The 21,981-nt window shown below is 64.9% G+C and carries 21 protein-coding genes and 1 pseudogene; 8 read left to right on the forward strand and 14 right to left on the reverse strand.

The features are described 5' to 3' along the window. Positions 1-119: 119 nt before the first annotated feature. Complete coding sequence (gene lhgO / locus LOY69_RS12350) at positions 120-1,313, reverse strand: L-2-hydroxyglutarate oxidase (RefSeq protein WP_265074643.1); 1,194 nt, start codon at positions 1,311-1,313, stop codon at positions 120-122. Between the two features lie 114 nt (positions 1,314-1,427). Then, positions 1,428-2,138, reverse strand: a complete 711-nt coding sequence (locus tag LOY69_RS12355) for a FadR/GntR family transcriptional regulator (RefSeq protein WP_102879898.1) — start codon at positions 2,136-2,138, stop codon at positions 1,428-1,430. 359 nt (positions 2,139-2,497) lie between these two features. Between LOY69_RS12355 and LOY69_RS12360 the strand changes: the two genes are divergently transcribed. Next, complete coding sequence (locus tag LOY69_RS12360; protein WP_123393160.1) at positions 2,498-2,956, forward strand: GNAT family N-acetyltransferase; 459 nt, start codon at positions 2,498-2,500, stop codon at positions 2,954-2,956. Between the two features lie 979 nt (positions 2,957-3,935). Here LOY69_RS12360 and LOY69_RS12365 read toward each other — a convergent pair. Genes LOY69_RS12365 through LOY69_RS12375 form a run of 3 tightly spaced genes read right to left on the reverse strand, consistent with a single transcriptional unit; the run spans position 3,936 to position 6,365 of the window. Then, positions 3,936-4,877 carry a class I SAM-dependent methyltransferase gene (locus tag LOY69_RS12365; protein WP_110653770.1) on the reverse strand — a complete coding sequence of 314 codons (942 nt, stop codon included), beginning with the start codon at positions 4,875-4,877 and terminating at the stop codon, positions 3,936-3,938. Between the two features lie 58 nt (positions 4,878-4,935). After that, the gene (locus tag LOY69_RS12370) at positions 4,936-5,382 is read right to left on the reverse strand and encodes a hypothetical protein (protein WP_123393162.1); all 447 of its coding nucleotides are present in this window, start codon (positions 5,380-5,382) and stop codon (positions 4,936-4,938) included. A 47-nt stretch (positions 5,383-5,429) separates the two neighbouring features. After that, entirely contained in the window at positions 5,430-6,365 is a 936-nt protein-coding gene (locus LOY69_RS12375; RefSeq protein ID WP_265074644.1) for an ankyrin repeat domain-containing protein, read from the reverse strand. 349 nt (positions 6,366-6,714) lie between these two features. Between LOY69_RS12375 and LOY69_RS12380 the strand changes: the two genes are divergently transcribed. Together LOY69_RS12380 and LOY69_RS12385 are read left to right on the forward strand one after the other, a co-directional pair. Continuing rightward, entirely contained in the window at positions 6,715-7,698 is a 984-nt protein-coding gene (locus LOY69_RS12380) for an MDR family oxidoreductase (protein WP_213666134.1), read from the forward strand. Between the two features lie 135 nt (positions 7,699-7,833). Beyond that, positions 7,834-9,189, forward strand: a complete 1,356-nt coding sequence (locus LOY69_RS12385; RefSeq protein WP_110653766.1) for an MATE family efflux transporter — start codon at positions 7,834-7,836, stop codon at positions 9,187-9,189. A gap of 12 nt (positions 9,190-9,201) precedes the next feature. Here the strand turns inward: LOY69_RS12385 and LOY69_RS12390 are convergent, their stop codons facing one another. Together LOY69_RS12390 and LOY69_RS12395 are read right to left on the reverse strand one after the other, a co-directional pair. Further along, entirely contained in the window at positions 9,202-9,522 is a 321-nt protein-coding gene (locus LOY69_RS12390; protein ID WP_110653765.1) for a DUF2834 domain-containing protein, read from the reverse strand. 26 nt (positions 9,523-9,548) lie between these two features. Further along, on the reverse strand, positions 9,549-9,938 hold the full coding sequence (locus LOY69_RS12395; RefSeq protein ID WP_102864293.1) for a DUF6713 family protein: 390 nt from the start codon (positions 9,936-9,938) through the stop codon (positions 9,549-9,551). Positions 9,939-10,086: 148 nt separating this feature from the next. Between LOY69_RS12395 and LOY69_RS12400 the strand changes: the two genes are divergently transcribed. Further along, positions 10,087-10,545 (forward strand): GNAT family N-acetyltransferase, encoded by a 459-nt coding sequence (locus LOY69_RS12400; protein WP_102879890.1) that lies wholly within the window; start codon positions 10,087-10,089, stop codon positions 10,543-10,545. A 44-nt stretch (positions 10,546-10,589) separates the two neighbouring features. Further along, positions 10,590-11,399: a helix-turn-helix domain-containing protein gene (locus LOY69_RS12405; protein WP_213666139.1), complete on the forward strand. Its 810-nt coding sequence runs from the start codon at positions 10,590-10,592 to the stop codon at positions 11,397-11,399. A 49-nt stretch (positions 11,400-11,448) separates the two neighbouring features. Here LOY69_RS12405 and LOY69_RS12410 read toward each other — a convergent pair whose 3' ends face one another. Beyond that, entirely contained in the window at positions 11,449-11,823 is a 375-nt protein-coding gene (locus LOY69_RS12410; RefSeq protein WP_102864296.1) for a DUF2784 domain-containing protein, read from the reverse strand. Between the two features lie 200 nt (positions 11,824-12,023). Here LOY69_RS12410 and LOY69_RS12415 point away from each other — a divergent pair, with 200 nt between their 5' ends. Then, positions 12,024-13,076, forward strand: coding sequence for a hypothetical protein (locus tag LOY69_RS12415; RefSeq protein WP_249735869.1), 1,053 nt, complete (start codon positions 12,024-12,026; stop codon positions 13,074-13,076). Between the two features lie 15 nt (positions 13,077-13,091). Here the strand turns inward: LOY69_RS12415 and LOY69_RS12420 are convergent, their stop codons facing one another. The 5 genes and pseudogenes from LOY69_RS12420 to LOY69_RS12440 form a co-directional block, all read right to left on the reverse strand. Beyond that, positions 13,092-14,873, reverse strand: coding sequence for an FAD-dependent oxidoreductase (locus LOY69_RS12420; protein WP_265074645.1), 1,782 nt, complete (start codon positions 14,871-14,873; stop codon positions 13,092-13,094). 193 nt (positions 14,874-15,066) lie between these two features. Continuing rightward, on the reverse strand, positions 15,067-15,678 hold the full coding sequence (locus tag LOY69_RS12425) for a class I SAM-dependent methyltransferase (RefSeq protein WP_265074646.1): 612 nt from the start codon (positions 15,676-15,678) through the stop codon (positions 15,067-15,069). Between the two features lie 178 nt (positions 15,679-15,856). Continuing rightward, entirely contained in the window at positions 15,857-17,230 is a 1,374-nt protein-coding gene (gene ppnN, locus LOY69_RS12430) for a nucleotide 5'-monophosphate nucleosidase PpnN (RefSeq protein ID WP_102879885.1), read from the reverse strand. A gap of 223 nt (positions 17,231-17,453) precedes the next feature. Continuing rightward, on the reverse strand, positions 17,454-18,119 hold the full coding sequence (locus LOY69_RS12435) for a suppressor of fused domain protein (protein ID WP_110653525.1): 666 nt from the start codon (positions 18,117-18,119) through the stop codon (positions 17,454-17,456). A 51-nt stretch (positions 18,120-18,170) separates the two neighbouring features. Next, positions 18,171-18,922: pseudogene (locus tag LOY69_RS12440) on the reverse strand (SIR2 family NAD-dependent protein deacylase). A 180-nt stretch (positions 18,923-19,102) separates the two neighbouring features. Here LOY69_RS12440 and LOY69_RS12445 point away from each other — a divergent pair. Further along, a complete protein-coding gene (locus LOY69_RS12445) occupies positions 19,103-19,507 on the forward strand; it encodes a response regulator (protein WP_102879882.1) in 405 nt (134 codons plus the stop codon). 33 nt (positions 19,508-19,540) lie between these two features. Here the strand turns inward: LOY69_RS12445 and LOY69_RS12450 are convergent, their stop codons facing one another. Then, a complete protein-coding gene (locus LOY69_RS12450; protein ID WP_102864306.1) occupies positions 19,541-20,410 on the reverse strand; it encodes an isocitrate lyase/PEP mutase family protein in 870 nt (289 codons plus the stop codon). 438 nt (positions 20,411-20,848) lie between these two features. Here LOY69_RS12450 and LOY69_RS12455 point away from each other — a divergent pair, with 438 nt between their 5' ends. Then, on the forward strand, positions 20,849-21,976 hold the full coding sequence (locus tag LOY69_RS12455) for a saccharopine dehydrogenase NADP-binding domain-containing protein (RefSeq protein ID WP_265074647.1): 1,128 nt from the start codon (positions 20,849-20,851) through the stop codon (positions 21,974-21,976). Positions 21,977-21,981 lie beyond the last annotated feature (5 nt).

Genomic DNA, 21,981 nt, shown 5'->3' on the forward strand with positions numbered 1-21,981 from the left:
GAGTTGACGCGGGTCTTGCTCGGTGTGCCCCAAAGGGACTGCCGAGGGGTATTTCGGCGGCACGGGGCCCCGCAGACAGCGCTGCGGCGCTGTGCAACAAGGCGTGCCGCGTCTGTGTTTCAGTCGGTCTGGAAAATCTTGTCGGCAATCATCGAACCAATGGGAATCGCCGACGTGGCGGCGGGCGAGGGCGCGTTGCATACGTGCAACATGCGTGGGGTCTGGGCGAACAGGAAGTCGTGCACCAGGCTGCCGTCACGCATTACCGCCTGGGCGCGAATCCCCGCCTCGTAGGGCAGCAGGTCGGAGACTTCCAGGGACGGGCAGTACTTGCGGCACTGCTCCAGATAGCCGGACTTGAACAGCGAGTTCTTCATCTCCGTGGTGCCGGAACCCAGGTTCTGCCAGATGGTTTTCCAGAACCCGGGGAAGCTGGCGTACTGCGCCACGTCGCGCCAGTTGATGGAGAACTTCTTGTAGTTCTCCCGGCCCAGGCCCAGCACCGCATTGGGGCCGACGGTGACGCTGCCGTCGATCATGCGGGTCAGGTGCACGCCGAGGAATGGCAGCTCCGGGTCGGGGATCGGGTAGATCAGGTGATTGACGATGTTGTTCTTCGAGGCCGGCAGGCGGAAGTACTCGCCGCGGAAGGGGATGATCTGGTGGTCGATCTTCACCCCGGCCAGGGTCGCCAGGCGATCCGATTGCAGGCCGGCACAGACCACCAGTTTCTTCGCCTGCCAGCTGCCGCTATGGCTGTTGACCGTGACGCTGTCGGCGTTTTCCTGGATCGCGGTCACGGTCTGGCTGAGGCAGATTTCACCGCCGTCGCGGCGGATCACCCGGGCCATGGTTTCGCAGACTTCGCGGTAGTCGACGATGCCGGTGGCGTCGAGGAACAGCCCGCCGAGGCCGACGATGTTCGGCTCACGCTCACGCAGTTGCTCGGCGTCCAGGCGCTCCACCTTCAGGCCGTTCTGTTGTGAGCGCTGGTACAGGGCTTCCATGCGCTGCACTTCCAGGGCGTTTGACGCTACCAGCACCTTGCCGCAGACCTCGAACTTGATCCCGTGCTCGCTGCAGAACTGCTTGGTGGCCTCGGCGCCGCGCTTGCACAGGTCGGCCTTGAGGCTGCCCGGCGCATAGTAGATACCGGCGTGGATCACCCCGCTGTTGTGCCCGGTCTGGTGCTTGGCCAGGACATTTTCCTTTTCCAGGATCACCAGCGAGGCGCCCGGCTGGCGCTTGAGGATCTCCATGGCCGTGGCCAGTCCGACGATGCCGCCGCCGATGATGCAAAAGTCATAAATCATGGTTCTGGGTACCTTGGATCAAACGGTTTCAAGTCTGGTTATCAGGTTGTCAGACTAAGTATTCCGATAAAAAACCGCAGGCTAGCGCTTGCGGCTTGAAGCGTGTTGCAGTTGTTAGTCGAGGGTTGGCAGCTCCAGGCCCAGGCGCTTGGCCGCGGCACGCAAGTGAGCATCGGCACAAGCGGCGGCGGCCTGGCGATCACCGGCGGCAATGGCCTGGTACAGCGCCTGGTGTTCCTGGGTGGCATCGGCGGAACCGCCGACCTGGCGCCGCGCCGAGTTTTCCCAGGCGGCCTTGCGGGCGCTGGTTAGCTGGCTGCGCAGAAAATCATGGAAGGCCACGAAGTAGTCGTTCTTGCTGGCCTCGGCGATGGCCCGGTGAAACTCTACGTCAGCCAACCCCGCGGCTTCGAAATCGCTGCGCTTGTCGTGCATTTCCTGCAGGGCTTGCTGCATGCGCTGCAGATCGGCGGCATCGCGGCGCTGGGCGGCAATCGACGCAGCCTGGGTTTCGATCCACAGGCGCATCTCGAACATCTGCGCCAGATCTGGCAGGCGGCCATCGGCCTGGGGGAAGCGGAACACCGTGCCGGCAGGGGTCTTGGAAATGTACGACCCCAGGCCGCGCCGGGCGATCAGCACGCCATCGGCCTTGAGCTGGGCAATGGCTTCGCGCACCACCGAGCGGCTGACATTCAGCTGCTCGGCCAGTTGCTGCTCAGTGGGCAGGCGCGACTCGGGAGCCAGGCGGCCGGAGTCGATCTCGGTACGGATCGCATTGACCACACGCACAACGAGAGAGTCGGGACGCTGGAGTTCAAGCATGGAGAAACCTTGGTAGTCAGGTTGTCAGACAATAGCCGCTGGGAATTTTTGCTGTCAAGAAAAACCCACAGCTCAGCGCTATCGCCGGCAGTTGGGACTAAGGCTCCGAGTCCTCAGGCACTCCTTGCAATCGCTCACAGAAGCTTCGGGTCGTCCACGTTCTGTTCGCGTAGAAAGCGGGTGGGATTCACTTTGGGGCCCATTAGCAGTTCGAGGTGTGAGGTTCGCGAGCGGTGGCAAAAGTGGTCTGCTCTTTGCGATTGAAATGGACTGATAAAACCCTCCATTCAAACCATAAGCTGGCGCTCCTCACCATCCAGGGGTTGACGTCTGGAGTGGGTTTTCAAAAGGAGAGTGCAATGAGTGATCAACAACACGCAGTGACGATACGGCCGATCCAGCCTGGCGATTATCAGCAGTGGTTGCAGTTGTGGCTGGCGTATCAGGACTTCTATCAGGTGACGCTGGATGAGCAGGTCAGTGTGGTTGCCTTCGAGCGTTTCTGCGATCCGCAAGAGCCGGTGTTTTCCGCGGTGGCGGTGCAGGGTGAGGAGCTGATCGGTTTCGTCAACTCGGTGTTGCACCGTTCGACCTGGGCGGTAACCGACTTCTGTTATCTGGAGGATCTGTATGTCGCTCCGGCAGTGCGGGGCAGTGGTGCGGGGAAACTGTTGATCGAGTGGGTGCAGGCCTTTGCCCGGGAACAGCGGTGTGGGCGGTTGTATTGGCATACGCAGGAGAGCAACAAGCGTGCGCAGAGGTTGTATGACTGGGTGGCGCAGAAGCCGGGGGTTATTGAGTATCGGATGGGGTTGTGAGGCGGGGCGGGGGCTTTGGGGGTTTTTTGGGGGGCATATCCGTTGCTGCGGTCACGGCCACTTATGGTTTCGCTCTTACAGCGAGTCACTTTGAAAAGCCCAAAGTAACCAAAGGCTCCTGCCCCTCCACTCGGTGCCTCGCCTAGGCTCGGCATGCCCTCACTCCGGCATTGATCCGTGGGCCGCCGCCACCGGCCATCCATGGCCGGGTGGCGGCTAACCCGGCATCCCTGCCGGGTTACCCACGGATCAATGCCTGCGTTCGGCCATCGTGGTTAACGGGGCGTTCAGATCAAGATCAAGATCAAGAGCGCGACGGCGGCCTTGCGGCCGGCCTGAAGATGGAGTGGGGCGTCCCTCCCACCACCTCCCGTAGGAGCTGGCTTGCCAGCGAAGGCGTCCGCCCTGACGCTGCATGACTCACGGGCCTCTTCGCCGGCAAGCCGGCTCCTACGGACAGCGCGTAACACGCGCTTGGCTCTGGCTCTGGCTTTTGATCTTGATCTTCAGGCCCCTTCCCAGCCGGCCGAGCGTAGGCGTTGCGTAGGGGGCAGCTCGGCAGGGATGCCGAGCTAGCCGCCACCCGGCCATGGATGGCCGGTTGGCGGCGGCCCCCGGAGCAATGCCGGAGAGAGGGAACCCCGAGCCCCAGCGAGGGGCCCATGGAGGGGCAAGCGTTTTTGGTTCCTTTTTAGGCGTTTGTAAAAAGGGACTCGCCGTAAGGGCGAAACCCTAAGTGGCCGTGACCGCAGCAACGGATATGTACCCCGTCCCCCTCGCCGTAAGGGCGAAACCATAGGTAGCCGCACCCGCAGCAACGGATATGTACCCCGTCCCCCTCGCCGTAAGGGCGAAACCATAGGTAGCCGCACCCGCAGCAACGGATATGTACCCCGTCTCCCTCGCCGTAAGGGCGAAACCATAGGTAGCCGCACCCGCAGCCACGGATACATCACCCTTCCCAGCAGCGATGGCCCCTCTATTCCCCCTGACGAAACACCAGCGCCTTGAGCCCACACTGCGGATCGGCATCGGGAAACTCTGGCGGGTTCTCCAGCCGCTGTTCAAAACGCAACCCCGGCGCTGCCTCGGCCATGCCCTCCAGCAGAAACTCCACGGTAAATGCCGGGTCGTTCATGCAGGCCAGCACGCAGCCGTTGGCTGTCAGCAACTCCGGCAAGCGCCGCAGGACCCGGGCATAGTCCTTGCCCAGGACAAAGCTGCCTTTCTGGAACGATGGCGGATCAATGATCACCAGGTCGTAAGGGCCGCCTTGCTTGACCTTGCTCCAGGACTTGAACAGGTCATGGCCGAGAAAGCTCACCCGGCTGGTGTCGTGGCCATTGAGCCGGTGGTTGTCGCGGCCACGGCTCAGGGCCGCTCGGGACATGTCGAGGTTGACCACTCGCTCGGCACCGCCAGCGATCGCTGCTACCGAGAAGCCGCAGGTGTAGGCGAACAGGTTGAGCACGTTCTGGCCCCGGGCATGGGCCCGCACCCAGTTGCGCCCGTAGCGCATGTCGAGGAACAGCCCGTTGTTTTGCTTGCTGCCCAGGTCCACCTGGTAGCGCAGGCCTTCCTCGGTGATGGTGCAGGAATCCACCGGCTGGCCCAGCAGCCATTCGCCATGGCTGTCGGGCAGGTAGCGGTGTTGCAGCATCAGGCTGCGGGCGCCGCTGGCGGCCCATTGTGCGGAGTTGCCCAGCTCCACCAGCAGCAGCTTGAGGGCCGCGAGTTGTTCAGGCTCCGGCGCCTTGAACAGGGACACCAGCAGTACCCCTTGCAGCCAGTCCACGGTCAGTTGCTCCAGCCCCGGCCAGCAGCGGCCGCGGCCATGGAACAGGCGCCGGGTTTCGGTGGGCGCGGTGGCCAGGGCGGTTAGCAAGTGCTGGTTGAGGGTGGCGAGGGCTTGAGGGGTCATCACGGTAACCGGCGATTTTCGGGGGCGGCATTTAACCACAATTGCCGGCGTCCGGCGCTCAGTCGATGTACTGCGCTCGCCCCGTGGCGCGCCAGTGTGCAAGTCGCTCGTCCATCACCGATGCCAGCCGGTCGTAGTTGCTCCAGCTGTTTTCCACCCGGTAGATGGTGCCCGGCTCGGGGGCCAGGATCTGTTCGTAGTCGCTGGAAAACCGACCGCTGTCCCGCCCCTTGTAGTAGGCCAGGGCAAAGGCATTGCCTTCGTCGTTGAAATCGCCGTCGCTGAGCTTTTCATCCAGTATCCGCAACAGGAACTCGCGGCCATCGAGGGTGCGGGCCTGGACTTGGCGGATCTCCTCTTCGACATCGTCTAGCAGCTCCTCGCTGGCAAAGTCGTTGATCAGCATCCAGGCCAGGAACAGGCCGATGTGGGTGGCTCCGGCCGTGGTAGGCAGGTCGCCGGGAAAGTCGCCGCCGTAGTGCCAGGAGGCGTCGTCGTATTTCATGGGGGCAGGTCCTGAAAGGTGAGAGGGGCGTGCAAGTTGCAGGGGCGTCACAGAATCGCGTTGGTCCATTTCGGGGTGCCGGCCAGGCGCCGCTTGACGCTGTCGATGCGCCATTGCCCCGCGACCCGTTTGACCAGGAAGCGATGCTCGTAGCACAGCGCCCGGGAGGCTGGATCACGCATCAGCACTTCGGCCTCGGCGGGCTTGAGCAACTGGCAGCCCAGTAGTTGGTCGGCCTCGGAGTAGGTTGTGGGGTAACCGTAGGAGGCTCGGGGATAGGCCCGCGGCCGCAGGGTGCAGAAACGTTCGAGGAGCTGTTGCGGTTCGGCCCAGAAGGCCGCGTCGACAGCCTCGTGGCCCAGGGCATTGCCCCGTTGTTCCCAGGCCTCCAGCGCCAGGGTATAGGCCCGCACCTGGGTGACCGGATCGCCACTGTTGTCATCGCCTGCTGCCAGTGGCGGCCAGGGCAGGGAAGGGGCCGCTGCGGGCGCTGGCGGCGCTCCGGCACCGGCCTGCGCCAGCTGTTGCATGATCTGGGTATGGCCCTTCTCTTCGGCCAGGGACCAGGCATTGCGCTGCTGGAAGTCCAGGCGCAGCGGATCGGCGCCGGCTTTGAGCAGCAAGCTCAGCATTGCCTCGTGCCCGGCCTGGGCGGCGTTCATCAGGGCAGTGCGTTGCAGTTCGGGGCTGGCGTGTTCGAGCGCTGCGCCATGGGCGATCAGCAACTCGGCCATGGCGGTATCACCTTGGCTGGCGGCCCAGGCCAGGGGGCTGTAGCCCAGCGCTTTGCACGGTTGCTGGACATTCGCGCCGCGTGCCAGCAGCAGCGCCACGGCCGGCTGGTGCCCGGCGATAGTGGCGGCCAGCAGGGCCGTGCGGCCGGTGCCCTTGTGCTGCCATTCAAGGTCCGCGCCAGCATCAAGGAGGCGCTCGATGGTCGCGAGATCGCCGCGTGCGGCGGCTTTTTCCAGTAGGTGAGACAAGGTCGAGAATCCGTTCGGTCAGGGTAGAAACGCCGCGGCATGGTAACGCTCCATGCTGCGTTTTTGCCACGCCCGATACGCCCCGCATCGCCGTTCTGGCAGGCCAGTCGCGCTGGGCTATGTTGCGATACGGGATGCTGGGTGCGGCCCGGGTCATTGCGAGCGTCGCTGGCGGGGACTGGGGTGAGGGGCGATCAATGACCGTTAGCGCCGGCCCGGCCACCGGAGTAATCCTGTGGCGGGCGGGGGTGTTCATGGACGCCTTCCGAAGGCTTGCGTAGGATGGCGCGTTCGCGTTCTACGCCGTTGCAGCCAGCGCTGCAGCCTCCCTTGCCAACAGGAGCCCGTGATGTTCAAGGCCATTGTGATCGACAAAGACACTGCAGGTTATCGCGCCCATCTGAGCCAACTGGAGGAGGTGCAACTGCCTGCAGGCGATGTCACGGTGCGGGTGGCCTACAGCACCCTGAACTACAAGGACGGCCTGGCGATCACTGGCAAAAGCCCGGTGGTGCGGCAGTTTCCCATGGTCCCCGGAATCGACCTGGCAGGCACCGTCGAAGCCAGCAGCCATCCGCGCTTTCGCCCGGGGGAGCAGGTGCTGCTCAATGGCTGGGGCGTGGGCGAGAGCCATTGGGGCGGGCTGGCGCAGAAGGCCCGGTTGCAGGGTGACTGGCTGATCCACCTGCCAGAAGCCTTCAGCGCGCGCCAGGCCATGGCCATCGGCACTGCCGGCTACACCGCCATGCTGTGCCTGATCGCCCTGGAACGCAGCGGCCTGACCCCCGAGCACGGCGAAGTGCTGGTCACCGGTGCCAGCGGCGGTGTCGGCAGCTTTGCCATCAGCCTGCTGTCGCGCCTGGGCTACTCGGTGATCGCCGCCACCGGGCGGCCGGAAGAGGCCGACTACCTCAAGGCGCTGGGGGCCAGCCGTATCATCGAGCGCGCCGAACTGTCCGAGCCGGGACGCCCGCTGGCCAAGGAGCGCTGGGCGGCGGCCATCGATTCGGTGGGCAGTCACACCCTGGCCAACGTCTGTGCCGGCACCGCCGCCGATGGTCTGGTGGCTGCCTGCGGGTTGGCCCAGGGCATGGATTTCCCGGCTTCGGTGGCGCCCTTCATTCTGCGGGGAGTGAGCTTGCTGGGGATCAACAGCGTGACCCGTCCCTACCACGAACGGGTGCATGCCTGGGAGCGCCTGGCTGCCGAGGTGGACCAGCAGCACCTGCAGCGGATCACTCGCGAAGTGGGCCTGGAAGAGGCGTTGACCGTCGCCCGCGAACTGCTCGACGGCAAGGTCCGCGGGCGGGTGGTGGTGGACGTCAACCGCTGATATAAACCTCGGGCCGCTGCGCTGCCGGAACGTCGCGTGCGGCCTTCATTGCTGCACCTTCCAGGACCGACGCGAGCCCCGTGCCACGGACTGCTTCGCGGCCCTTCGTCCTCTTGATCCGAGGTTGCCTGCCCCATGTCGATTCCCGCCCAGCGCCCGCTTTGGCAGGTGTACCTGATCTTCCTCATGCCCATGGTGCTGTCGAACTTCCTGCAGTCGTTCTCCGGCACGCTCAATGGCATCTACATCGGGCAGATGCTGGGGACCCAGGCGTTGGCCGCGGTGTCGGGGATGTTCCCCATCGTGTTCTTCTTCATTGCCCTGGTGATCGGCCTGGGCGCGGGGGCCTCGGTGCTGATCGGCCAGGCCTGGGGCGCCCGGGAGCTGGGCACGGTCAAGGCGGTGGCCGGCAGCACCTTGCTGCTGGGCGCGCTGATCGGGTTGTTGGGGGCGGTGCTGGGCATGCTGTTTGCGCGGCCGGCGTTGCAGGGCCTGGGCACGCCCCTGGATGTGCTGGACGAGGCGGTGGGCTATGCCCGGGTGATGATGCTGATCATGCCGCTGCTGCTGGTGTTCGTGCTCTTTACCCAGTTGCTGCGCGGTGTCAGCGATACCCTGTCGCCGCTGCTGGCGCTGATCGTGTCGACCCTGGTGGGCCTGCTCCTGACCCCGGCGCTGATTCGCGGCTGGCTGGGCCTGCCGCCGATGGGCATCCAGAGCGCGGCGTTCGCCGGGCTGGTGGGCAATATCCTGGCCATGGGCTTTCTGGTCTGGCGCCTGAGCGGTCGGGCCCATCCCCTGGCGCCGGATCGGGCGCTGTTCGCGGCGATGAAGCTGGACCGGGCGATCCTCGGCAAAGTGCTGCGCATCGGCCTGCCGACCGGGGTGCAGATGGTGGTGATCTCGCTGTCCGAACTGGTGATCCTGGCCCTGGTCAACCGCCACGGTTCCCAGGCTACGGCGGCTTATGGCGCGGTGACCCAGATCGTCAACTATGTGCAGTTTCCGGCGCTGTCGATCGCCATCACCGCGTCGATCCTCGGGGCTCAGGCCATCGGCGCCGGGCGCCTGGAGCGCATCACCCCGATCCTGCGCACGGGCCTGGCGATCAACCTGTGCCTGACCGGGGCCCTGGTGCTGCTGGGCTACCTGATTTCCCACTGGCTGCTGGGGCTGTTCATCATCGACCCCACAGCCCTGGTGCAGGCCGAACACCTGCTGCACATCATGCTCTGGAGCATCCTGGTGTTCGGCTTCCAGGCGGTGGTGGGCGGCATCATGCGCGCCAGCGGCACGGTGCTGATGCCGGTGGCGATCTCGATTTTCTGCATCCTTGGGGTGCAGCTGCCGATGGCCTATCTGTTGGACGCGCACTTCGGCCTGCAGGGGGTATGGATGGCGTTCCCGGTGGCCTACCTGAGCATGCTGGTGCTGCAGACCGGCTACTTCAAGCTGGTCTGGCGGCACAAGCAGATCCAGCGGCTGATCTGAGGCCGTTGCCGCTCAGGCGCTGCGGGGCGAGCCTCGGCCAAAGCCGTTGACCACGATGTACAGCAGCGGGCCGATGGAGACGAAGACCGCCGTCAGCAGCAGGTAGGGCAGCACCGACAGCGCCGAGCGGCCCCGGGCCCGGGCGTCTTGCAGCATCCACAGTCCAGCCAGCAGCGCCATCAAGTACAGGTCGATGACCACCTGCGCGGTGTCGGGTTGCGACAGCAGTTGCACGCCGAATTGCAGCAGCGACTGCTGTGCCTGGAGCAGGGTGAACAGGGTGTAGGCACTGAAGGCCAGCAGGGTCAGCAGCGCGAGGTAGGGACGGGGCATGGTGGGTTCCTTGAGCCGGGAGGTGATCAGTCGTTGCACGGGGAGCGTTGCCGGCCCAGGTCCAGCATCAGGTAGAGCAGGCCGGTGGCACCGCAGGCGAAGATCAGCGTTTGCGACAGCAGCGAGTCGAAGAGGTACAGCGGGTGCTGCTGAAGGTTGTAGTGCAGCCCGGCGTGAACCACGGCAAAGGCGGCCAGCAGTTGCCGGCTGGTCCGGCGCATGGCCTGGCGCGGGTGCCCGATCAGCCACATCAGTGCGACGCACAGCGGTACATGCAGCGCAATGAACCACTGCTGGCCCAGCGCCGGATCGAGGTCGCGCAAGCCATACAGCAGGCGCCACTCGGCTTGGGCCACGGCGTCCAGTTCATGGCCGGCGAACAAGGCCAGGCATAGGCGCCAGAGTGTTTTTCTCACCGTTAAACTCCTTGAACTACGGGGAGCGAACAGGCTAAGTGGCAACCCCCGGGCCACTCAATGACCTCCCAGGTCATAGACAGGCGTGGGGCACAAGCGCTCAGCTGGGCGGCACCGGACGACAATCACCTTCAAGGAATGAGTAGCAATGAGCGACAGCGAACAGGCTCCTGAGCCAGGCACCTCGAGGGTGATCCGTGAAGCACGGCCCGACGATGTGCCGGCCATGCTCGGCTTTGATGCCTACGCACAATCCCATGCCAGCCGGGGCCAGGCGCTTCGCGAGGCGGTCGGGCGGGGCCAGGTGTGGGTTGAGCTGGCGTGCGACAGGATCGCCGGCTATGTGCTGCTCAATCATGATTTTTTCGATCAGGGGTTCGTCTCCCTGGTGGTTGTGGCGCCCGGGCAACAGCGTCAGGGGGTGGCACAACGGCTGCTCGCCGCCGCCGAGAAGGCTTGTCGGACGAGCAAGCTGTTCACTTCCACCAACCGTTCCAATCGGGCGGCCCAGGGGCTGCTGGCCAAGGCCGGATTCCGCCCCAGCGGGGTGGTCGAGAACCTGGACGAGGATGATCCCGAACTGATCTTCTTCAAGCCTGTTCGCTGAGTTGTCCGCCAACGGCTAACCCACCCAAAGGATGATGGAACCCGATGATTGAACCCCTTGGACGCGTTCCCGCGCCAGCGCTGCCGGTCGGCGCGCAACTGCGCCAGCTGCGGCGCCAAGCGCGCTTGAGCCAGCTGGATCTGGCGTTGCAGGTGGGCATGTCGCAACGGCACCTGAGTTGCGTCGAGACGGGCCGGGCGCAGCCCAGCCCGGCGCTGCTGCATGGCTTGCTGAGCACCCTGGATACCCCACTGGAAATACGCAACCGGGTGTATCTTGCCGCCGGCTATGCCCCCCGTTATGCCGCCTTGCCATTGGACGATCCGGGCCTGGAGCCGGTGCGCGCCGCGCTGATGCACCTGCTCCAGGCCAACAACCCGGCGCCGGCCATTGTCATCGACAGCGGTTGGCAGGTACTGGCCGCCAATCGCGCCACCACGGCCTTGTTCGGGCTTTTGGGACTGCCGCCGGCGGCGCTGGAGCAAGGTTTCAATCTGCTGGCGAGCCTGCTGCTGCCCGGTGGTTTTGGTGACTGCCTGATCAATGCCGAAGAGATCCGTCAGGTGGCTTGGCAGCGGGCGGCCCGGGAGGCGGCGCAACAGCCAGGGCTGGCGGCGCTGCTGGCGAGCCTGCCGTGCCCCGGCGAGGTAGCGGGTGCTGCAAGCCTGGCCACGCCGTTGCTGCTGACCCGGGTGCGCGGGCCCACGGGGGAACTGCGTTTTCTTTCCACCTTCACCACCTTTGGCATGCCCCAGGACATCACTGTGGCGTCATTGCGCATCGAGCACCTGATCCCCGCCGACCAGGCCACCTGGCAGGCGCTGACCCAGGCCTGCGAGGCCGATCCGTCCTAGAACGCCAAGGTGCGGGCCGGTTCGCCGCTGCGGTCACAAGGGGGAGGCTTCAGGCGTGGCGGGTACGGCTCCAGCGCCGTGCCAGGTAGCCGTAGACCGAGAGGTTGATCACTAGAACCAGGCTGCCCAGCCAGAGCTGGATGCCCGGGGTCAGCCCGGCGGGGTAGATCAGTGGGATCAGGTAGTGCTCGATGAACCCGGCCCCGTAGCCATCCTGGCCGGCGGCGTGGCGCAACAGGTTTTCCCAGCGGGTCAGCGGGCATTCCAGGTGCAGGACTTCCACCGCCACACCCCAGGCCGCGGCGGGCAGGTGCAGCAGCATCAGCCGTGGATGACGCAGCACCAGCAGGCCTCCCAGCAGCACGAAGACGATGAATGACAGGTGAAACAGCACCAGGCTGTCAGCGGCGATGCGGTAGAGCATGAAGGTTCCTTGTAGGGGGGAGGCAGGTCCGTGGCGCAGGCGCCCCGGGCAATATACCGATGCCGGAGGCGTCGTGGGTGATGATTGCACTAGCGCCTGGCAAAACGCCCCGGGCGGCGCAGTGGCGCTACCTATACTGCAAGTAGGCCAGGCCGGACAGTCGAGTCTGGCCTGGCCTTGCCTTCAGGGAGGGACTTGCCTTGTGCTCACTGGCGCTGCGTTGCTGTCGCCCCAGGTCCTGGTTGTTCAGCCTGGGGCTGGCGGTGCTGGTACTGCTCCTTCCTGGCTGCGCCAGCCGTGTCGCCGAGCCCGTCGCCCAGGCGCCGGTCAGTCCGGCCGTCTGGCGTCAAGTGGACGTGGAGCTGCTGAACGCCTCACGCTCAGCCACCCAGCAGGCTGAAGTCTATGCCCAGGGCTCCATGGAGCATTGGCGCACGCGGATCTATCAGCAGACCGACGAACACTTCATTCCCTGGTTCAGTGGCTACTGGACCCAGGAATGGCTGGCGCTCAAGGTCGGTTGGTATTCCCTGAACGACCGGGGCGATGACGCACAGGCTTCCAGGCGCCTGGCCGGTTACCTGCAGGAACAGTATCAGCAGCGGGTCCTGGCACCAGTGGCGCTGGAGATCGATGCCGATGGCATTACTGGCGAGGCCATGGAGTTCTATGTGCAGTTGCTGCGTCAGCAGGTGCAGCTCAGCACTGCGCGTCACCAGTTGCCCGTGCCGCAATTGGATCAGCATCTGGCGCGGATCATCGCCATCGATCTTGGGCCCCAGGCCGGGCAACGCGCTTCGCTGCAGCAACTGTTGCAGGTAGAGCCGGTGGCCCGTCTGCCGGCCTATGCGCCGCTGTTGCAGCAGATTCATGCCGGGCCGGCGACCGATCAGGGGGAGGCGGCGCCGGGCGTGTCCCAGGTGGCCCAGGTCACCAGTGAGAAACTTCAGGCCCAGTTCGCCAGTCGCGGTGTGGCCGGTGCCGTGGCCGCCGCGGTGGGGCGGGTGGCCGGAGCGCTGATTTCCGTGGGGGTGGCGGGCGTGCGGGCCCTGGTCCAGAACAATGAGCGCGAGGACCTGCAGGCGCAGACCCGGCGCGACCTGGGCGTGGCCTTCGATCAGGCCTGGCTCAAGCAGTTGCATGACCCTGAGCACGGGGTCATGGCCGGGGTGTATTACCTGGCGCGGCAGATCGAGGCGCAGTTGCAAGCGTCGCAACCCCTGGTGGAGCAGGGCCCCGGCTGGAGCCCATGAGCCAGCGGCGCCAGGTCAATGCATCGCCGCGCATTGTCCGGAACCTGCGCCAAGGGCCGGTTCGAGGATCACCTCATAGTCACTGACGCCTGCGGCATGGCGCCCGGCAATGTAGCCGAAGGTCATGGCCGGCCCCAGGTTGATGCCCCCGGACGGGTAGAAACCGCCCATGACACTGGCCATGTCGGTGCCCGCGGCATACAGCCCCGGGATCACTGCCCCGGCCTGATCCAGTACTTGGGCCTGGGGGCTGGTCTTGAGCCCGGCAAAGGTGCCGAAACTGCCGGGCAGCACTTTGACCCCATAGAACGGCCCTTGCTGGATAGGCGCCACACAGGGGTTAGGTCCTGGGTGCAGGGCGTCACCCTGCTTGCGGTTGTAGGGCGTCGAACCGCGACCGAACTCAGGGTCCTGACCCTGCCGGGCATGCTGGTTGAACGCTTGTACCGTGGCGGCCAGGCCTTGTGGGTCGATGCCGCAACGCCGTGCCAGCTCCTGGATGGAGTTGGCCCGTTGCAGGTAGCCGTTGCGTACCAGATGGCCCACGGGCAGGGGGAAGGGGCGGGCATAACCCAGCCCGTAACGACGCTGGAAGCGGTGGTCGCAGATCAGCCAGGACGCCACTTCCTCGCCGGCCGGAACCGCTTCCACCATGGCCGCGGTGTAGTCGTAGTAACCGTCGGCCTCGTTGACGAAGCGTTTGCCATTGGCCAGCACCCCGATCACCCCGGGCTTGGCCCGATCGATGATATGGGGAAAGTGGCCGATGCTGCCGTCGGCGTGTTGCACCCGCGATACCGGGGCCCAGGCCACCGGGCTGGCAAGGTCGGTGGCCAGCACGGCACCGGCGGCCTCACCGAGACGAATGCCGTCCCCCGAGCAGCTCAAGGGGGGCAAGGCCAGATGCTCGTCGGGGCCAGGCGCCCGGGGAAACAGCGCCTGGCGTCGAACCGGGTCGTGGGCAAAACCGCCGGCCGCCAGGACCACGCCGCGACGGGCACGGATCTCCCGCGGCCCCTGAGGCGTGTCGACCAGGGCGCCGTGCACCCCTTGTTCGTCCTGTAGCAGCGAACGGGCCGGCGACGACTCCAGCAGATTCACTCCCAGGTCCTGGGCCGACTTCGCCAGCCGGCCGATCAGCGCCACGCCGTTCACCAGGTGCATGGCCCGGCCATGCAGCGCCAGGTCCCGCAGATGGCGGACAAAGCGCTTGCCCACATGCAACAGCGACTTGAACGAGCGAGTCATGCTGAGAAAGGCGCCCAGGTCGGCCCCGGCCATGATCGGCATGCCCAGGAACGAGGTCTCGCGCAGGGTCCGGCGCAGGCGCGCCAGCAAGGGACCAATGGCCCGGGCGTCATAGGGCGCGGCGATCACCTGATGACCCTCGATACCGGCTCCGGGCACCTGGCCGTGGATGTCCGGAATGCCATTGCCGTCGACGAACTGCAGGGCGGTGTGCTGTTCGAAGAAGGCCACCATCTGTGGGCCGTTATCAAGAAAGGCGTCGATGCGTCCGGCGTCGTAGCCTTCGCCCAGTTCATGCCTGAGGTAGGTGCGCGGTTGCTGCGGGTTTTCATGGATGCCGGCGCGGCGTGCCAGCGGATTGCCCGGCACCCACATCCAGCCACCGGACCAGGCACTGGCACCGCCGAAAGTGGAATCCTTTTCCACTACCACCACCTTCAGCCCATGCCAGGCGGCGGTCACGGCGCAGGCCAGACCGGCAGCTCCGGAGCCGATCACCAGCAGGTCACAATCCAGGGGCGGGAGGGTTGCGGCGGGAACTTCGCTCACGATGACAGGCCTTTTTTGGTGTATTTATAAAAAATGGAATTGCGTTCCATAATGTTGGAAAACTATTTCACGTGGCCATGAGGCTGTCAAACCCGCTGCGTTTTGCAGGTGGCAACGCCGTGTGCAGCGGCGTTGTCCGGGGATAGGGGGAGGGGATGGAGAAAGGGGGGGGCGGCGGCCTTGGTGGCGTCCGTCAGGGTTTGCGCAGGATCAGGTCGAACCTGTGGTTGTGCTTGGGACCGTGCAGGCTCTTGCCCAGCCCTTCGCTTTCCTCGAAATGCTCGATGTGCAGGCCGGCGCACAGTGCCTGTGCGCCGCTGCGGGAGTGAAAAGTCAGGTCTGGCGCCGTGGCCCATTGGTCCCGCTCACCGAACAGCTGGCCCACCAGCAATGCGCCGGGTTGCAAGGCCTCGACTTGCACCTGCCAGAACCGGGCGAAGGCGTCGGGGCGACAGAACGGCCAGGCCAGTCCGGCGTGAATCAGCTGGGCCGGCGCCAGTTCATCGAGGGTTTCGAAGTGCCCCTGGACGGCACGTAGGCGACCTTCGGCGAGGGTTCCGGCGCGTTCTTTGAGGCGCTCGATGGCGCTCGCTTCCTGGTCGATGGCCAGCACTCTCCAGCCGCGCTCCAGCAGTAAGCGGGTCTCGATGCCCGAGCCGCAACCCAGGTCGATGGCCAGAGGGTGGTCCATGTCGGGCAGGTTCAAGGCCAGGGCGCGGCACAACAGGGGCGAAGGTGGGCGACCCTCGAAAGTCTTGTAGAAGGCTTCCCACCGGGCGGACGTCTCACTGTCTGGTGCTGGCATGAATCACTCCTTGATGGTTGGCGCCACATCCTAGCGGAGCCCGGCCATCCTTTGCCGGGTTTCAGCTAGCACAAAGCCCAGGGGGCCGGCCTGGCGCGGGAGGCAAATGCCGGGCAAGAAAAAGCCGCGCGCTCCCAGGGAACGCGCGGCGCTGTTCAACCACCGAAGGGGCTGGGGATCAGCTCACTACGCGGTAGCACGGCACATAGGCCGCGCCGCCTGGCAGCTTCATGCGGTGCTGCTCGACGAAGGCTTTGAGCAGTTGGTCCAGGGGCTGCATGATCGCCGGGTCACCGTGAATGCTGTAGGGACCTTTCTGTTCGATCAGGCGGATGCCCTGGTCCTTGACGTTGCCGGCGACGATGCCGGAGAACGCCCGGCGCAGGTTGGCCGCCAGTTCGTGGGGCGCCAGGGCGTGGTTCAGTTGCAGGTTGGCCATGTTCTCGTGGGTCGGATCGAAGGGGCGCTGGAAGCCCTCGTCGATCTTCAGCAGCCAGTTGAAGTGGAAGGCGTCGTTGCGTTCGCGGCGGAACTGCTTGACGGTCTTGAGCCCTTCGGTCATCTGCCGGGCCACTTCTGCCGGGTTGTCGATGATGATCTGGTAGTGCTTCTGCGCCGCTTCGCCCAGGGTCGCCAGGACAAAGGCGTTGAGCTGCTCCAGATAGGGCGCTGCGCTCTTGGGACCGGTCAGGATCACCGGGAACGGCAGTTCACGGTTGTCCGGGTGCATCAGGATGCCCAGCAGGTAGAGGAATTCCTCTGCGGTGCCGGCGCCCCCCGGGAAGATGATGATGCCGTGGCCGACACGGACGAAGGCCTCCAGGCGCTTCTCGATATCCGGCAGGATCACCAGCTCGTTGACGATGGGGTTCGGTGCTTCGGCGGCGATGATCCCCGGCTCGGTCAGGCCCAGGTAGCGGCCGCCGCTCATGCGCTGTTTGGCGTGGGCGATGGTCGCGCCTTTCATCGGGCCCTTCATCACGCCCGGACCGCAGCCGGTGCAGATGTCCAGCTTGCGCAGGCCCAGTTCGTGGCCGACCTTCTTGGTGTATTTGTATTCTTCGGTATTGATCGAGTGGCCACCCCAGCACACCACCATCTTCGGCTCCACGCCGGGCCGCAGGGTGCGGGCGTTGCGCAGCAGGTGGAAGACGTAGTCGGTGATGCCCTGGGAGCTCTCCAGGTCGATGCGCTGGCTGTCCAGTTCGTTCTCGGTGTAGACGATATCGCGCAGGGCGCTGAAGAGCATTTCCCGGGTGCTGGCAATCATCTCGCCGTCGACGAAGGCGTCGGCCGGTGCGTTCAGCAGTTCCAGGCGCACGCCACGGTCCTGCTGGTGAATGCGCACTTCGAAATCGTGGTAGGCGTCGAGGATGGTCTTGGCGTTGTCGACGTGGGCGCCGGTGTTGAGGATCGCCAGGGCGCACTGGCGGAACAGCGTGTAGATGCTGCCGGAACCGGCGGCGCTGAGTTGTTGCACTTCACGTTGCGAGAGGGTCTCCAGGCTGCCTTTCGGGCTCACCGAAGCATTGATCACTTGTCTTTGCGGCATTAATCCATTTCCTGAAATCGGCGCCACCGCGCCATGTGCGGTCAGTGGCGAAAAAACGGCGGGGCAGTGAAAGAGCCACCGGTACGGGGCTTGGTTTCCAGCGGCAGGGCAAGAAAGCAAACGTCGTCGCGAGATTGTTCGCTGTCTGAATCTACCTCAAGCGGGCCCGCTGTGGCTGGAAAAATGACGATCCGTCACGGTCGCGGTGAATTTTCATCGAGTCTCAGCAGACGCTGGCCCGTGCCGGATCCATCACCGGCGAGGCTGCGGCCTGGGTCAGGCGTTGCTGCAGGGCCGGATACCCCGCGCCCTGGCCCCAGGCGTGTTCGTCCAAGGTCAGACCGACGATCTGCAGGAATTCGAAGCGTCCGCTCAGCAATTGATGAGGCCCGGCAAAAGCCGGCGCGGGGATGAACAGCAATGCCTGCAACAGGCTGTCGCCGCCGTCGATGGGTTGCCCGGTACGCATGCGGTCCCATTCGTCCAGCGGCGGCTGCTCGCCGAAACGGCCGGCGGCCAGTAGCAGTTGATAGGCGCAGAATTTACGCAGCAGGTGCAGGGCCCAGGGCGCCTGCTCGCGGGTTTCCAGCAGCAGTTCCTGGCCCATCCCGGACCAGCCATCGGCTTCGGGTTGCGCATCTTCCCAGGCATTGGACAGCCCTGAAGTGACGTACAGCCAACTGTTGCGCGTGGTGGTAGGCGGTGATTCGAAGACTCCGTGGCTGAGCCAGCGCGGGTCGATTTCGGTCTGACCGAAGACCTCGCTGAACAGCGCCATGTCCAGGGGGTAGATGCCTGGGCCCAGGTCGCCGAACAGCGCCGGGTAGAGTTGTTCCTCACGTTGTGCCCAGGCGGCTTCAAACCATGAAGAGTCGGGGGATTGCAGCATGTGAAAGCGTCCTTGAACAGAAACGGTGGCTCGGCTTGAGCCCCCAGAAAATCAGGCAAAGGCCTGGCGCAGCAATTGCGGCAGAATCTCTCCGGCCTTGCCCACCAGGCTGTATTCCTCAGGCTTCGTACAGGCCTGGGGCTGCGGGTTGATGTGCACCACGCAGGCACCTTGCTCCAGCGCCAGTTGGGGGATCTGCGCCGCCGGCTGCACCAGACCCGAGGTGCCTACCGACAACAGCAGGTCGCATTCGCCTGCCGCTTTGAATGCCTCCTTGAGGATGTGCGGTGGCAGGGCTTCGCCGAACCACACCACCCCGGGGCGGATCTTGCCGTTGCAGCCGGTGCAACGGGGGGGGGCTCCAGGCTGCAACCCTGCTCCGGCAACAGGGGTTCTGGCAGTTCGCCGCTGAAGGGGCGGTTGCAGGCGAAGCACTTGGGGTAGTGCAGGCTGCCGTGCAGGTGCAGCACCGAGGGGCTGCCGGCGCGCTCGTGCAGGTCATCGACATTCTGGGTGATCAGGGTCAGGCGCGGTACGCGTCGGGCCAGTTCGGCAATCGCCAGGTGGGCCGGGTTGGGTCGGGCCTGGAGCACTTTCATGCGGCGCCATTCATACCAGCCCCAGACCAGCGCCGGGTCCTCGCGAAAGGCTTGGGGCGTGGCCAGCCGCGCCGGGTCGAAGTTCTCCCACAACCCGGTCAGGGCGTCGCGAAAGGTCGGGATGGCGCTTTCGGCCGAGACTCCGGCGCCACTGAATACCACCAGGTGTCGGGCCTGGGCCAGGCGTTGGGGATCGAACTCCATGGATGACCTGTCTCCCTTGTTACGCTGATATCGGGGTCGCATTATCGCCAGCCGCTTCGGACCTGTCCGAAAAAAACACTGCGGGCGCATCGGGAATGAATTTATCGTCAAGCCGCCGCTCATAACTCTTGTCAGCGGTCCTGTCCGTAGAGTCCTCAAACCTTCAGGGAGTGTTACCCCATGTACCCAGCCTCGTCCGTCAACCCAGACGCCACCTCCCGTTTGATCCTGGTGGTGGAGGATGAACCGACGGTGCTGGAGTTCCTGTGCGAGATTCTGCAGGACGAGGGGTTTGCCACCGAGGCCATGGAGAGTGCCGACCGGGCCTGGGAGTTCCTGCAACAACATGCCGCGGACGTGGCCCTGCTGCTGACCGATATCACCATGCCCGGCCGGCTCAATGGCGCCAGCCTGAGCAACCTGTGCGGTGAGCACTGGCCGTCGCTGCCCATTGTGGTCATGTCGGGTTTCGAGACCCCCGAGAGTTCCGGGGTGCGTTATCCGGTGTCCTTCATTCGCAAGCCCTGGACCATCGGGCAGATCCTCGACTGCGTGGAAGGCGCGCTGAAATCGGCCCAGGGTTGAGGCGTTGCGCCTCACCCCGGCCCATCGCCGGTGTTACTCCTTGACGCTCATGAACTCCTTGGCCCAGACGATGTAGTCCTCGGGCTGGGTGTAGGTATGAGCCAGTTCGGTGGCACTCAGGTCCGAGGCCTGGGTGAAGATCTGCCGCTGTTCCCGCAGGCAATCGTAAGTGGCCTTGATCGCGGCGAAGTAGGCGGCGTGGCCGTCCACCACGATTTTCACTCCCAGCTCCGCCAGGCGTGCGTCGTCGCGCAGGGCCGGGTTGCCGTAGGTCACCAGCATCAGCGGCACACTCAGGTGCTCGGAGATCTGTTCCAGTTGCTCGAAATCACGAATGCCCACCATGCAGATGGCGTCGGCGCCGGCACGCTGATACTGCTGGGTGCGGCTGATGATTTCCTGCACCGGGAGAATCCCGGCGTTGGTCCGGGCGATGATCGCCAGTTCGTTATCGACCCGGGCTTCCAGGGCGGCGCGGATCTTGCCGACGCCTTCGGCAACGCCAATCAGGTCGGTGGATTTACGCCCGAACTGGGCCGGCAGCAGGGTGTCTTCGATGGTCAGCGCGGCGATGCCGGCACGCTCCAGCTCAACCACGGTGCGCATCACGTTGAGGGCGTTGCCGTAGCCATGGTCGGCATCGGCGATCACCGGTAACTGGGCCACGCGGCCGATGCGGGTGGCCTGTTCGGCGAATTCGCTGAGGGTGATCAGGGCGAAGTCAGGGGCCGCCAGCACTTGCAGCGAAGCCACGGAGCCACCCAGGATGCCCACTTCAAAACCCAGGTCGGCGGCGATACGGGCAGACATCGGGTCGAACACGGAAGCGGTGTGGTAGCAGGAGTTGGAAGCGATCAGTTCACGGAAACCGCGGCGCAAATCTTGATGGGAAAGCCTGGACATAACAGCTCCGAGATAGGATCGAGAGATCGACCTTGAGGTCGAGTCAGATTTTGCAATCAGTTCCCTTGGCGAGCCGATGATTGAAGGGCTCACAGCGAAACGTTAGTTGGGCAGATGAAGGTGAAGCAAAGGGGGGTAACAAGGCGTCTGGGTCTCACTCGGTTGCGTGAACCGGCAAGTTTATTATGCGAAGCCGACATAGCAGGACGAGGCTAACACGCTCCAAGGCCCGAGTTGATGAGGAATTTGCATAGCATTATGCCGGACCGGCATTGGCATTTTTTTTCTAACTGAATATTACGACGCTTCGCCGAGGGTGGTTGAGGAGGCCGCCGCAGGCAACCGGGGGCTTGTCGATCCCTGGCAAATCCACCAAGCTGCCGCGCTTCGAATGGCAGCTTGGCAGCTGCGCAATGGCTTGGTTCAAGGATGCAGGTAATGACGCTCAGGGTGTTGGTGGTCGGTGGTTATGGCAATTTCGGCAGCATCGTCTGCCGCTATCTGATCCAGACGCCCGGGGTGCATCTGCTGATTTCCGGGCGTGACCCGCGCAAGCTCGCGGCCAAGGTTCAGGCGCTGCAAGCCGAGGCTGGACAGCCCTGCGAAGGCTGGTGCGGCGATGCCATGGGCCCGCAGTGGGTGCCGGCGCTCAAGGCCCTGGATGTGCATTGGGTGATCCACACCGCAGGGCCGTTCCAGGGCCAGTCCTACGCGGTGGCCCAGGGCTGCATCGAGGCTGGGGTCAACTACTGCGACCTGGCCGACTGCCGCCAGTTCGTGCGCGGTATCGGCACCCTGGATGAAGCGGCTCGGGCCGCCGGGGTGACCCTCCTCAGCGGGTGCAGTTCGGTGCCGACCCTGTCGACGGCGATCATCGATGAGTACCGTGAGCGGTTCTCCCGCATCGATCGGATCGAGCACGGTATTTCCTCCTCGGCGAAAATGCCCGGCCTGTCCACCATCCAGGGCGTGCTGGCCTACGCCGGCCGGCCGATCCTGCAACTCAAGGACGGCCGGCCGCTCCCGGTGATCGGCTGGCAGGGCCTGACCTTGCGCAAGCTGCCCAGGCTGGGCACGCGGCTGGTGGCCAATGTCGATGTGCCGGACCTGGACCTGTTCGCCGAGCGTTATGGCGCCCACACCTTGAGCTTCAAGGCGGGTGCCGGGCTGAAGATCGCCGGGCTTGCCAACGCCCTGCTGGCCCAGGCGGTGAAGCTCGGGCTGATCGCCGACCCGGCGCCTTGGGCTGCGCGTCTGCATCGTTGCGGCACTTGGTTTGAAGGTTTCGGCGACGGCCTCAGTGCCATGTACGTGGACGTGCATGGCCTGGGCCAGGACGGTCAGCCGCTGTCGATGTACGCGCAGTTGACCGCCACCCACGATCACGGCCCGGAGATCCCCAGTTGCGCTGCGGTGGCCCTGGTGCACAAGCTGCTGGCCGGCCATGTGCCGGTCTCGGGGGCGCGCTCCAGTGCTGGCGAGGTCAGTGTCGAGGAGTACCTGCGGGCGATCGATGATCCGGATCACCTGCAACTGCAGGTGAGTTTCTCGCGCCCGCCGGTTTAAAACCC

Origin of the sequence: Pseudomonas sp. B21-059 (assembly GCF_026016285.1) — a bacterium.
Classification (GTDB): Bacteria; Pseudomonadota; Gammaproteobacteria; order Pseudomonadales; family Pseudomonadaceae; genus Aquipseudomonas; species Aquipseudomonas danubii.

Excerpts from the sequence above, each read along its gene's own strand:
- LOY69_RS12445 (WP_102879882.1), top strand. The coding sequence starts at position 19,103 with ATGTACCCAGCCTCGTCCGTCAACCCAGACGCCACCTCCCGTTTGATC.
- ppnN (WP_102879885.1), bottom strand. The coding sequence starts at position 17,230 with ATGCCGCAAAGACAAGTGATCAATGCTTCGGTGAGCCCGAAAGGCAGC.
- LOY69_RS12455 (WP_265074647.1), top strand. The coding sequence starts at position 20,849 with ATGACGCTCAGGGTGTTGGTGGTCGGTGGTTATGGCAATTTCGGCAGC.
- LOY69_RS12400 (WP_102879890.1), top strand. The coding sequence starts at position 10,087 with ATGAGCGACAGCGAACAGGCTCCTGAGCCAGGCACCTCGAGGGTGATC.
- LOY69_RS12435 (WP_110653525.1), bottom strand. The coding sequence starts at position 18,119 with ATGCTGCAATCCCCCGACTCTTCATGGTTTGAAGCCGCCTGGGCACAA.
- LOY69_RS12405 (WP_213666139.1), top strand. The coding sequence starts at position 10,590 with ATGATTGAACCCCTTGGACGCGTTCCCGCGCCAGCGCTGCCGGTCGGC.
- LOY69_RS12370 (WP_123393162.1), bottom strand. The coding sequence starts at position 5,382 with ATGAAATACGACGACGCCTCCTGGCACTACGGCGGCGACTTTCCCGGC.
- lhgO (WP_265074643.1), bottom strand. The coding sequence starts at position 1,313 with ATGATTTATGACTTTTGCATCATCGGCGGCGGCATCGTCGGACTGGCC.
- LOY69_RS12450 (WP_102864306.1), bottom strand. The coding sequence starts at position 20,410 with ATGTCCAGGCTTTCCCATCAAGATTTGCGCCGCGGTTTCCGTGAACTG.
- LOY69_RS12425 (WP_265074646.1), bottom strand. The coding sequence starts at position 15,678 with ATGCCAGCACCAGACAGTGAGACGTCCGCCCGGTGGGAAGCCTTCTAC.
- LOY69_RS12385 (WP_110653766.1), top strand. The coding sequence starts at position 7,834 with ATGTCGATTCCCGCCCAGCGCCCGCTTTGGCAGGTGTACCTGATCTTC.
- LOY69_RS12355 (WP_102879898.1), bottom strand. The coding sequence starts at position 2,138 with ATGCTTGAACTCCAGCGTCCCGACTCTCTCGTTGTGCGTGTGGTCAAT.
- LOY69_RS12360 (WP_123393160.1), top strand. The coding sequence starts at position 2,498 with ATGAGTGATCAACAACACGCAGTGACGATACGGCCGATCCAGCCTGGC.
- LOY69_RS12365 (WP_110653770.1), bottom strand. The coding sequence starts at position 4,877 with ATGACCCCTCAAGCCCTCGCCACCCTCAACCAGCACTTGCTAACCGCC.
- LOY69_RS12380 (WP_213666134.1), top strand. The coding sequence starts at position 6,715 with ATGTTCAAGGCCATTGTGATCGACAAAGACACTGCAGGTTATCGCGCC.
- LOY69_RS12390 (WP_110653765.1), bottom strand. The coding sequence starts at position 9,522 with ATGCCCCGTCCCTACCTCGCGCTGCTGACCCTGCTGGCCTTCAGTGCC.
- LOY69_RS12410 (WP_102864296.1), bottom strand. The coding sequence starts at position 11,823 with ATGCTCTACCGCATCGCCGCTGACAGCCTGGTGCTGTTTCACCTGTCA.